Here is an 8,978-nt window from a genome sequence, read left to right on the forward strand (position 1 = left end):
ATTGGTCAATGCCAGCAAAAGCATACTCATGCAGAGTGGCTGAAGTTTTTGAAACAGATTGATCGGGAAACCCCAAAAGATAAGTCTTTACATCTTACCTGTGATAACTACGCAACTCATAAACATCCGAAGGTAAAAGAGTGGCTGGAAAAGCACCCGCGATTCCACGTTCACTTTACACCGACATCAGCTTCATGGATGAACATGGTTGAGAGGTTTTTCCGAGATTTAACCACACAGCGTTTACGTCGAGGGGKATTCAAAAGTGTTCCAGAGCTTGTGGAGGCAATAGAGGAATATATCGAAAAACATAACGAGAAGCCCAAGCCGTTTATATGGACAGCCAAGGCTAATGACATACTGGAGAAGGTAGTTCGAGCTAATTGCCGCTTAAGCAGCAAAAAGAACGGGGGCACTACACTAGCGACCGCGAGACTAAATCCCTGTAAATGCGCCAAACACCGTTTTTTCTCTTTTTCTCTAACATCACTATACGGCTTGAATTTTCTTTTCCCGCCCTATCCCGCTCGTGATAAAGTTAGCCGTTATTGTTCCTGTATCAGTGATACTATCTATGAAGAGAACATCGGACTATGAAGAGAACATCGGAGAGATCATGAAACACACCCATCGTTCAGTAGCGTTGTCCATGCTGCTGCTAATGACCAGTCTGTTGACCGCCTGCGGCTTCCAACTCCGAGGGCAGATGAACGCTACTGGCGATCTCAAACAGATTGCCATTGCTGGTAAAAATGGTGGTGATGAATCCGTGTTCAGTCGTTACCTGTCCAGAGCGATGGAAAACAGCGGTATCGATGTTTCGGCTGATGCACCCTACAATATCCACCTGCTTGACGTAGAACAACGTTCTGAGCAGGAGAATGTGGCTATTGCCGATCGGTATGAACAGAAAATCAATTTCTCCGTCACCTATCAATTAGAGACGATGTCTGGTCTGCCGTTGTTTGCGCCGGTTAAATTGAACCGTGAGCGTTATCTGACTCTGAATGAAAACACCACCAACGCTTCTGATTCCGAACAGGCGGTTGTATTCAACGAACTTCGTCAGGAGCTCATCGCTGCCACGCTGATGCGCATCAGCAGTTTGAACAAAGCAGACGTTGAAGCCGAAGTTCAACGAATACGAAATATCGAAAAACAAAAAAAGGAAGCTGTTAAGCCTTGAAGCTTCGAGTTGACCAGCTTGAGGGGCAGCTGAAAAAACAGCTTGCCCCCGTTTATATTATCAGTGGTGATGAACCTTTTCAGGTATCCCAATGCTGCGACCAGGTTCGCCAATATGCACGGGCTGCCGGTTTCTCTGAACGACACGTTTACCACGTTGAGAACAATTTCGACTGGGGCGATTTTCTAGCCACAGCCAACAGCCTTTCATTATTCGCCGAAAAGCAGATTCTTGAAATTCGCATGCCCAGCGGCAAACCAGGCGATGCTGGCAGTAAGGCTTTCATGGAATATACCAGTCACCTGTCTCCGGACAACTTGTTGCTGCTGATCACCGATCGACTGGATAGCACCCAGCAAAAAGCCAAATGGTTTCAGCCGCTGGAAAAAGTGGGCAACTTTGTCGCTATCTGGCCCGTTGAGTCTGCACAGCTGCCAACCTGGCTGGGGCAACGACTGCACTCTGATGGTTATCGGGCAACCCCTGAAGCACTCAGCCTTGTGGCTGAACGAGTGGAAGGTAATCTTCTCGCCGCCTCTCAAGAACTTGAGAAACTAAAACTGCTGGCGAAAGACCAAACCATTGACGAAGAAACGGTTCGAAACTCTGTTGCTGACAGTGCCCGCTACGATGTTTATCAGCTTATTGATACGGCACTTGCCGGCAATACACGACAGTGCATTAGAATCCTTGGGGTATTAAAAGGTGAAGGGCTTGAGCCGCCAATTATTCTCTGGGCTTTGGCTCGAGAAGTTCGGCTGTTGAGCCAATTGAGCCGCTCCCTGTCCAGAGGGTTGGCACTGGACCTCGCCATTGATCAATCGGCAAAAGCCATGGGCTTCAATGCCTTCCTGTTAAAACGAAGAAAAGGGTTGTTAAATAAAGCGATTACCCGTCATAGCGAAAGAGACTTCCGGGCGATGTTGAATGCCTCCGGAAACGTCGACCGTTGTATAAAAGGCATTGAGAAAGGCAATGTCTGGGATCAGCTCTTATCACTCACCCTGTATCTTTCTGGCCTTCCCCCCATGGCAGTTATTCGATGAGACTGCTTTGACTATGATAAAAATACCTAAAAATACGCACTTATAGGCGACATAACTTTTATTTATAGTGGAGCGAAAGTGACATTATAATGTTCGACATAAATCACGGCTTTTTTAATCAAAACACTATTTACGGCCTTTCTTGATGCAAAACCCAATACTCAAACTCTGGTTAGCGTTCTGCACACTGTTGCCGCTTGGGATTTTTCTGCTGATCGGCGCCAGCTATAAACCGCCCGAATCCCTGTTTTATTGGTCCTGGATTCCATCACTGGATATTAATTTCTCGCTGCGCCTTGATGGCCTTAGTGTCTTGTTTGCCAGTTTAATCAGTGGTGTCGGGTTTCTGATACAGCTTTACGCTGTCGCTTATATGAAACCCTATAAAGGTCGCGCTGCGTTTCATCTGTACCTGACGCTGTTTATGCTGGCTATGTTGGGATTGGTCCTGGTTGATAATCTGCTTCTGTTATTTGTGTTCTGGGAATTAACAACACTCACCTCCTATCTATTGATTGGCTTTAACCACGAAAAGGAAATTTCCCGTAAAAATGCTCTGCAAGCCATGCTGGTCACTGGTTCTGGTGGTCTAGCAATGCTGGCTGGTTTAATTATGCTTGGCGAAATGGCGGGTACCTACAGTATCAGCGCCATCATTACTCAAGGCGCGTCGCTGGCTCAGCATTCGTGGTTTACCCCTTCACTGTTGCTTATTCTACTCGGAGCATTTACCAAATCAGCACAGTTTCCCTTTCATTTCTGGTTACCCGGTGCCATGGCTGCGCCAACACCGGTCAGTGCTTACCTGCACTCCTCTACTATGGTGAAAGCTGGCATTTACCTGCTGGCGCGAATGCTGCCTGTATACGGTGACAGTGCCTTATGGTTCACTCTGCTGTGCAGCGCCGGTGCCTTTACCGCGCTGTGGTGTGCGATACAGGCATACCGCCAAACTGACTTGAAACTGATGCTTGCCTTCAGTACCAATGTCATTCTTGGTCAGCTGGTCATGCTGATCGGTATAGGCAGCAGTTATGCGGTCACTGCCGCTTTATTGTTGATTGCCGCTCATTCTTTTTATAAAGCCGGACTGTTTATGGTGGTCGGCAATATCGATAAAGCCACCGGCACCCGCGAATACCATGAACTTGCAGGCCTGCGAGCCGTGCTTACGATCAGCTTTATCGCCGCTTTAGTGACCGCTGCCTCCAAAGCGGGTCTGCCACCGTCGTTTGGTTTTCTGTCCAAAGAATATCTCTACAAAGCGGGGCTCGAATTTGGCTGGTTGCTGTCCGGTTCCATGCTGCTGGCTAACGCCATCATGGTTGCACTGGGACTGTTGATCATCATCAAACCGTTCTTAAGCCCCCATCACGAAAAAGCAGCACCGATGAAAGCGATTGAGCATAACCAGCTGTTATGGATACCGCCTATCGTGCTGGCACTGTTATCTGTTGTTGTTCCAGTGGCACTGCTGAACTGGTATCAGGGGCTGGTGATTGATCCGGCTGCTGCAGTAATGCTGCCTGACACTCAGGTGAAAACCGTCAAACTTTGGGAAGGATTCAACCTGCCACTGCTGCTCAGTGCGCTAACGCTGATATTGGGTATTGTGCTCTATGTCGTTTATCCACGTTTGAAGCCACGGCTCGATCAGCTGATGTCTGGGTTACCATCCGGTTCGGGGGTTTACCAGTGTATTCTTAATACCGTGATTAAAGTTGCGAACTGGCAAACCCGTGTTTTGCAGCACGGCCACCTGACTCAATACAGTTTGCAGTTTTTCATTGTTCTGCTGGCTTTTCTCGGGACAGCTCTCTGGAAAATAGTACTCTGGCAAGTACATCCATTGCCGTCTATTGAATTGGATTTATATTACTACGACGTCATACTCGCGGCATTTCTGGTTATTGCCGCTTTTGTGGTGGTCAAGGCGCGAACCCTGCTGTTGGCGGTTGCTGCCCTCGGCACCATTGGCTTCCTCACCACCATGGTGTTTCTGGTTTACAGCGCACCGGATGTAGCCAAAACGCAGCTACTGGTAGAAACCTTGATGGTCGTCTTTATCGCCATCGTGTTGCGCCACTTATCCGCAGTCAATTCCGTCCCCAAACATTCAACCTCTCGTCGTCTGGTTCATGCCTGTGTCGCCATCGGCATCGGGGTCAGCATCAGTCTGGCGTTGTGGATTATTACAGCAACCCCAATGAATCAGGAAATTTCCGAATTCTACGCCCAAACCAGCGTCAGCGGTGGCAAGGGACGCAATATTGTCAATGTTATCCTGGTGGATTTCCGCGCTTTCGATACCCTCGGTGAAGCCGTCGTTGTCGTGATCGCCGGACTGGCTGCTGTTGCGGTCATGGCCGGTAAACGGATTAACAAACTGGTCTCTGAAAGCACCAGGGAGAATCGTTAATGTCATCGATTATTTTTCGCACCAGTGCCCATATTGTCACGGTGCTTATGCTGGTGTTTTCCGTTTACCTGCTGTTGCGTGGGCATAACAATCCCGGGGGTGGATTTATTGCCGGCCTTATTACCGTTATTGCCTTTGCCCTGTTAATGCTGGCCGAAACCACTGACTACGTGCGCCAGCGTCTGGTTTATTCACCTGCAGCCTTTGCAGGCTCAGGTATTTTAATCGCGCTATTGGCTGGACTGCTGCCATTGTTCTTCGGGCAGCCTTTTCTTTCTGGCCTGTGGTGGGGAAAAATTGGTAGCCCACTGTTGTTTGATATTGGTATTTATCTCGCCGTCATCGGATCCGTACTCATGGTTCTGCTGAATGTGGAAGAGGAGTTAAGTTAATGGAATTTCTCTGGTGCCTGGTGGTCGGCCTGATGACTGCCTGCGGCGTGTTCCTGATGCTGGAGCGCCATATTGTGCGCTTCCTCTTCGGTATGATTCTGGTGAGTAACGCCATCAACCTGGCCATTTTTGTTGCCGGCCGCTTAACCCGCGGAAACCCACCGCTGATTGCCAGCGATGCCTTACTGCCTGCAGCCGGTTACGCAAACCCGTTACCACAGGCGCTGATTCTTACCGCCATCGTCATCGGTTTCGGTCTATTGCTGTTCACCCTGTTATTGGCCTATCGAGCCATCAAAGGGCTTGGCACTGCTGATATGGATAAAATGCAACACGCGGAGACTGAGCAATGACGCAATGGCTGCTCGTTATGCCTATATTTATTCCGTTGCTGACGGCAACGGCCTGCGCTTTCAGTTTTCGTAAACAGTCACTGTCGTCGGTGATCAGCTGGACGGGGGCCATTGCTAATCTACTGGTTGCCATATTGTTGATTCAAACGGTTATTGCCAATGGTCTGCAAGTGACCGCTTTTGGCGACTGGAAAGCACCCTTCGGGATTGTCTTTGTCGCCGACCTGTTGTCGTCCAGTATGGTGTTAATTACCGCCATCATCGGTATCGCCATTGTGCTGTACAGCACTGCCGATTTGCGCAGCAAACCTTTCTACGCCATTTATCACAGTTTGATTCATGCGCTGCTGGCCGGTGTGATGGGCAGCTTTTTAACCGGTGATATTTTCAATCTCTATGTGTTTTTTGAAGTCATGCTGATTACTTCTTTTGGCTTGATGGTATTGGGGGCGAATAAAGCACAGGTTGATGCGGCGGTGAAATACGTTGTGCTCAACCTGATCTCCACCATGGTGTTCCTGCTGGCCATCGGTCTGCTGTATGGTGCCACCGGCACATTGAATATGGCCGATCTGCACGCCAAGGTTGCAGAACTGTCTGATACCACGATGATGCTGATTTCCGGCCTGTTTCTTTTTGGCTTTGCTATTAAAGCATCTGCGTTTCCAGTTTTCTCATGGCTACCTGCGTCCTATCATCATCTGCCCAGTGCCATTGTCGCCTTGTACGCGGCACTATTGACCAAAGTGGGGGTTTACGCGTTGATTCGCGTCTTCACCATTGTGTTTGACTTGGTTGATAGTGGTTATCAGCCTTTACTGATTGTGATTGCCGGCCTGACCATGCTGACCGGCGTTCTCGGTGCTGCCAGCCAATTCAATATTAAACGTATTTTATCGTTTCATATTATCAGTCAGATTGGGTATATGTTGATGGGATTTGCCATCTACACACCACTGGCCATTACGGGTGCGATTTTCTACATCATCCATCACATCATTGTTAAGGCGAATCTGTTCCTGATTGGCGGCTTCCTGAAACGCAAGCAAGGCAGCGATAACCTGCGTGAGCTGGGTGGCGCTTATAGCGCCATGCCCTGGCTGGCGTTGCTGTTTCTGATTCCGGCCTTTTCTCTGGCGGGCTTTCCGCCTCTGTCCGGCTTTTGGGGTAAGTTTCTGGTGATTAAGGCAAGCCTGCAAACTGAAGAATATCTGCTGGCAGCAACCGCATTGTTTGTTGGCCTGATGACCATTTATTCGATGACCAAAATCTGGGCCGAAGCGTTCTGGAAACCGCTGCCGGAAAATGCGCCTGCACCCGTCACCCTGTCCTGGCAGGAAAACTGTCTGTACATCACACCTATTGCGGCACTGGCGGTGATTACCATTCTGATTGGTTTTATGGTCGAGCCGATTTACCAGCTGGCTGAAACCTCCGCAATGAACCTGCTCAATCCACAGCCTTATATTAATGCCGTACTTGGTGGCGACAGTATTTCACACACTGCGCCACTCTCTGCAAACGGAATCGCAGGAGGATCGCATTAATGAACCTGTTTTTATTAAACATTCTATTAGCATTTGGCTGGATGCTGCTAAACGGTAATTATGCCAATACCGATTTTACCATTGGTTTTGTGGTCGGTTTTTTTGCACTGTTATTGACGGAGCCTTTTCGGAATAAACCTCATTACGGGCGCAAGTTTCTGGCAGCCCTGAAACTGTTGGTTGTTTTCCTCTATAAATTGCTGACCAGTAGCCTGCAAGTTGTTTGGGATGTGATCACGCCAACCCATCTAAGTCATCCGGCCATCATCAAAGTACCGCTGGCAGTGGAGTCTGATTTAGAAATTATGTTACTGGCCAATATCGTGTCGCTAACACCAGGCTCTTTGACGCTGGATGTCAGTGAAGATCGTAAATTTCTGATCGTACACGCCATGTTCAGCAAGGACGAACAATCGGTGATCGACGATATCAAAACATCATTAGAGCGTCGTATTCTGGAGGTGACCCGTGACTGATATTATGGGTTTTGCGATCAATTTTGCCTTTGCCGGTTTGCTGGCTGGCCTCGCCCTGGCATTTATACGACTGTGTAAAGGTCCATCACTGGCGGATCGAGTCATCGCTTTGGATCTGATCGCTTTTATCACCATTGGCTTTATTGGCGTGTTTACCATTTACAGCAACGCAACCGCGTTTATGGATATTGCCATCACCCTGGCACTGGTAGCGTTTCTCAGTACGATTGCCTTTGCGCGTTTTATTATGCGTTTGCCGCAGAGCCAGTCCGATGAGCATTCAGACTCAGGAGAAAAATCATGATGGAGTGGATCGTTGCCCTCTGTTTAATCACCGGGGTGCTGTTCAGCTTTTTCTCAGCACTGGGTATTTTACGGATGCCGGATGCCTATATTCGAATGCACTCGTCAACTAAGGCGGGCACCATCGGAGTCGGTTTGATTATGATGGCGGTTGCGTTGCACTTTAACGATACATCTGTCATTTCACGGGCTGTGGGGATTATCGCATTCATTCTGATGACCGCACCTGTTGCTGCACAACTGCTGGGAAAATCGCTGTTAATGAACAATTACAAAATGTGGCGTGGGCATCAGCAGGACTGACTCTTTCAGCCCCTCTTCTTCAACAGGACTGAATGTTCAAACCTGTTGAAGAAGGCACTCATAAATGCATAATGCTGTGGGCAACGCATTAAATATGCCACTATAATCCTGCAGACTAATAACAATTTATTCAGATACAGAACATCATGTCAGCTTCTTCCTGGTTATCCCTTCTTGCTATTTGTGCACTTGGTGCCATGTCTCCTGGCCCAAGCCTTGCTGCGGTGATGAAAAGCACCGTTCAGGGTTCCAGAGCCCATGGGTTGGTGACTGCGGTATCCCATGCGTTGGGGGTGGGCATTTACGCGTTTCTGGTTACGGCGGGTATCGGTATCATCATTACAGAAACTCCCTGGCTGTTTCATTTTATTACCTTGGGCGGTGCTGCTTATCTGGCGTGGATGGGGTTTAAGGCGATTACTTCAAGTTCATCTTTAGTCAATGAAACCCATCGTACGAATGCGCTGTCTATCAAACAAGCGGCAATGGATGGGTTTATGGTGTCGTTTCTCAACCCAAAAATTATCGTGTTTTTCCTGGCACTGTTCAGTCAGTTCGTAACACCACAATCAACCCTCACCACGCAATTATTGATGGCACTGCTGGCGACACTGTGTGATGGCATCTGGTATTGCATTGTTGCTTCGATAGCAGGCCACGGACGTGTACTGCCCACACTGAAAAAAAGAGCTGCGCTGATTAACCGGCTCTGTGGAGCGCTGTTAATTCTGGTAGCTCTTCGTATTCTGGTGATGTAATGGTCTAGGAGGCTGACCGAGAATAGCCAAATCAGTTATGATAAACCTCAAAACCAAATATAATGATGCCAAATGTCTCCACCTCCAAAATTCAAGGATAGCCCTGTTGAGTTCAACCAGCATTTGCTGTTTCCAACCAACATCTTTGACCTGCTTCCCAGCGACCACGATTGCTTTACCTACGAACTGCTCTTT

The 8,978-nt window shown here is 48.5% G+C and carries 10 protein-coding genes and 1 pseudogene; all 11 read left to right on the forward strand.

Going from position 1 to position 8,978, the window contains the following annotated elements:
- Nucleotides 1-393: pseudogene (locus tag AKL11_RS26285) on the forward strand (IS630 family transposase); the annotation flags it as partial.
- A gap of 223 nt (nucleotides 394-616) precedes the next feature.
- Nucleotides 617-1,186 carry an LPS-assembly lipoprotein LptE gene (locus AKL11_RS16135; RefSeq protein ID WP_157673605.1) on the forward strand — a complete coding sequence of 190 codons (570 nt, stop codon included), beginning with the start codon at nucleotides 617-619 and terminating at the stop codon, nucleotides 1,184-1,186.
- Complete coding sequence (gene holA / locus AKL11_RS16140; RefSeq protein ID WP_067519260.1) at nucleotides 1,183-2,232, forward strand: DNA polymerase III subunit delta; 1,050 nt, start codon at nucleotides 1,183-1,185, stop codon at nucleotides 2,230-2,232. Before AKL11_RS16135 ends, holA begins: the two co-directional genes overlap by 4 nt.
- Before the next feature lie 145 nt (nucleotides 2,233-2,377).
- Entirely contained in the window at nucleotides 2,378-4,651 is a 2,274-nt protein-coding gene (gene mbhE, locus AKL11_RS16145) for a hydrogen gas-evolving membrane-bound hydrogenase subunit E (protein WP_216636465.1), read from the forward strand.
- On the forward strand, nucleotides 4,651-5,043 hold the full coding sequence (locus AKL11_RS26005) for an MnhB domain-containing protein (RefSeq protein WP_216636464.1): 393 nt from the start codon (nucleotides 4,651-4,653) through the stop codon (nucleotides 5,041-5,043). Before mbhE ends, AKL11_RS26005 begins: the two co-directional genes overlap by 1 nt.
- On the forward strand, nucleotides 5,043-5,396 hold the full coding sequence (locus tag AKL11_RS16150) for a Na+/H+ antiporter subunit C (protein WP_067519262.1): 354 nt from the start codon (nucleotides 5,043-5,045) through the stop codon (nucleotides 5,394-5,396). The genes AKL11_RS26005 and AKL11_RS16150 overlap by 1 nt, the downstream gene beginning before the upstream one ends.
- Entirely contained in the window at nucleotides 5,393-6,943 is a 1,551-nt protein-coding gene (locus AKL11_RS16155) for a proton-conducting transporter transmembrane domain-containing protein (protein WP_067519265.1), read from the forward strand. The genes AKL11_RS16150 and AKL11_RS16155 overlap by 4 nt, the downstream gene beginning before the upstream one ends.
- The gene (locus AKL11_RS16160) at nucleotides 6,943-7,419 is read left to right on the forward strand and encodes a Na+/H+ antiporter subunit E (RefSeq protein WP_067519267.1); all 477 of its coding nucleotides are present in this window, start codon (nucleotides 6,943-6,945) and stop codon (nucleotides 7,417-7,419) included. The genes AKL11_RS16155 and AKL11_RS16160 overlap by 1 nt, the downstream gene beginning before the upstream one ends.
- Nucleotides 7,412-7,723, forward strand: a complete 312-nt coding sequence (locus AKL11_RS16165; protein ID WP_067519269.1) for a monovalent cation/H+ antiporter complex subunit F — start codon at nucleotides 7,412-7,414, stop codon at nucleotides 7,721-7,723. The genes AKL11_RS16160 and AKL11_RS16165 overlap by 8 nt, the downstream gene beginning before the upstream one ends.
- Nucleotides 7,720-8,025: a monovalent cation/H(+) antiporter subunit G gene (mnhG, locus tag AKL11_RS16170; RefSeq protein WP_095210437.1), complete on the forward strand. Its 306-nt coding sequence runs from the start codon at nucleotides 7,720-7,722 to the stop codon at nucleotides 8,023-8,025. Before AKL11_RS16165 ends, mnhG begins: the two co-directional genes overlap by 4 nt.
- 146 nt (nucleotides 8,026-8,171) lie before the next feature.
- Nucleotides 8,172-8,783, forward strand: coding sequence for a LysE family translocator (locus tag AKL11_RS16175; RefSeq protein WP_067519272.1), 612 nt, complete (start codon nucleotides 8,172-8,174; stop codon nucleotides 8,781-8,783).
- Nucleotides 8,784-8,978 lie beyond the last annotated feature (195 nt).

It is taken from the genome of Endozoicomonas ascidiicola (assembly GCF_001646945.1).
GTDB lineage: Bacteria > Pseudomonadota > Gammaproteobacteria > Pseudomonadales > Endozoicomonadaceae > Endozoicomonas > Endozoicomonas ascidiicola.

Excerpts from the sequence above, each read along its gene's own strand:
- AKL11_RS16135 (WP_157673605.1), top strand. The coding sequence starts at position 617 with ATGAAACACACCCATCGTTCAGTAGCGTTGTCCATGCTGCTGCTAATG.
- mbhE (WP_216636465.1), top strand. The coding sequence starts at position 2,378 with ATGCAAAACCCAATACTCAAACTCTGGTTAGCGTTCTGCACACTGTTG.
- AKL11_RS26005 (WP_216636464.1), top strand. The coding sequence starts at position 4,651 with ATGTCATCGATTATTTTTCGCACCAGTGCCCATATTGTCACGGTGCTT.
- AKL11_RS16150 (WP_067519262.1), top strand. The coding sequence starts at position 5,043 with ATGGAATTTCTCTGGTGCCTGGTGGTCGGCCTGATGACTGCCTGCGGC.
- AKL11_RS16155 (WP_067519265.1), top strand. The coding sequence starts at position 5,393 with ATGACGCAATGGCTGCTCGTTATGCCTATATTTATTCCGTTGCTGACG.
- AKL11_RS16160 (WP_067519267.1), top strand. The coding sequence starts at position 6,943 with ATGAACCTGTTTTTATTAAACATTCTATTAGCATTTGGCTGGATGCTG.
- mnhG (WP_095210437.1), top strand. The coding sequence starts at position 7,720 with ATGATGGAGTGGATCGTTGCCCTCTGTTTAATCACCGGGGTGCTGTTC.
- AKL11_RS16175 (WP_067519272.1), top strand. The coding sequence starts at position 8,172 with ATGTCAGCTTCTTCCTGGTTATCCCTTCTTGCTATTTGTGCACTTGGT.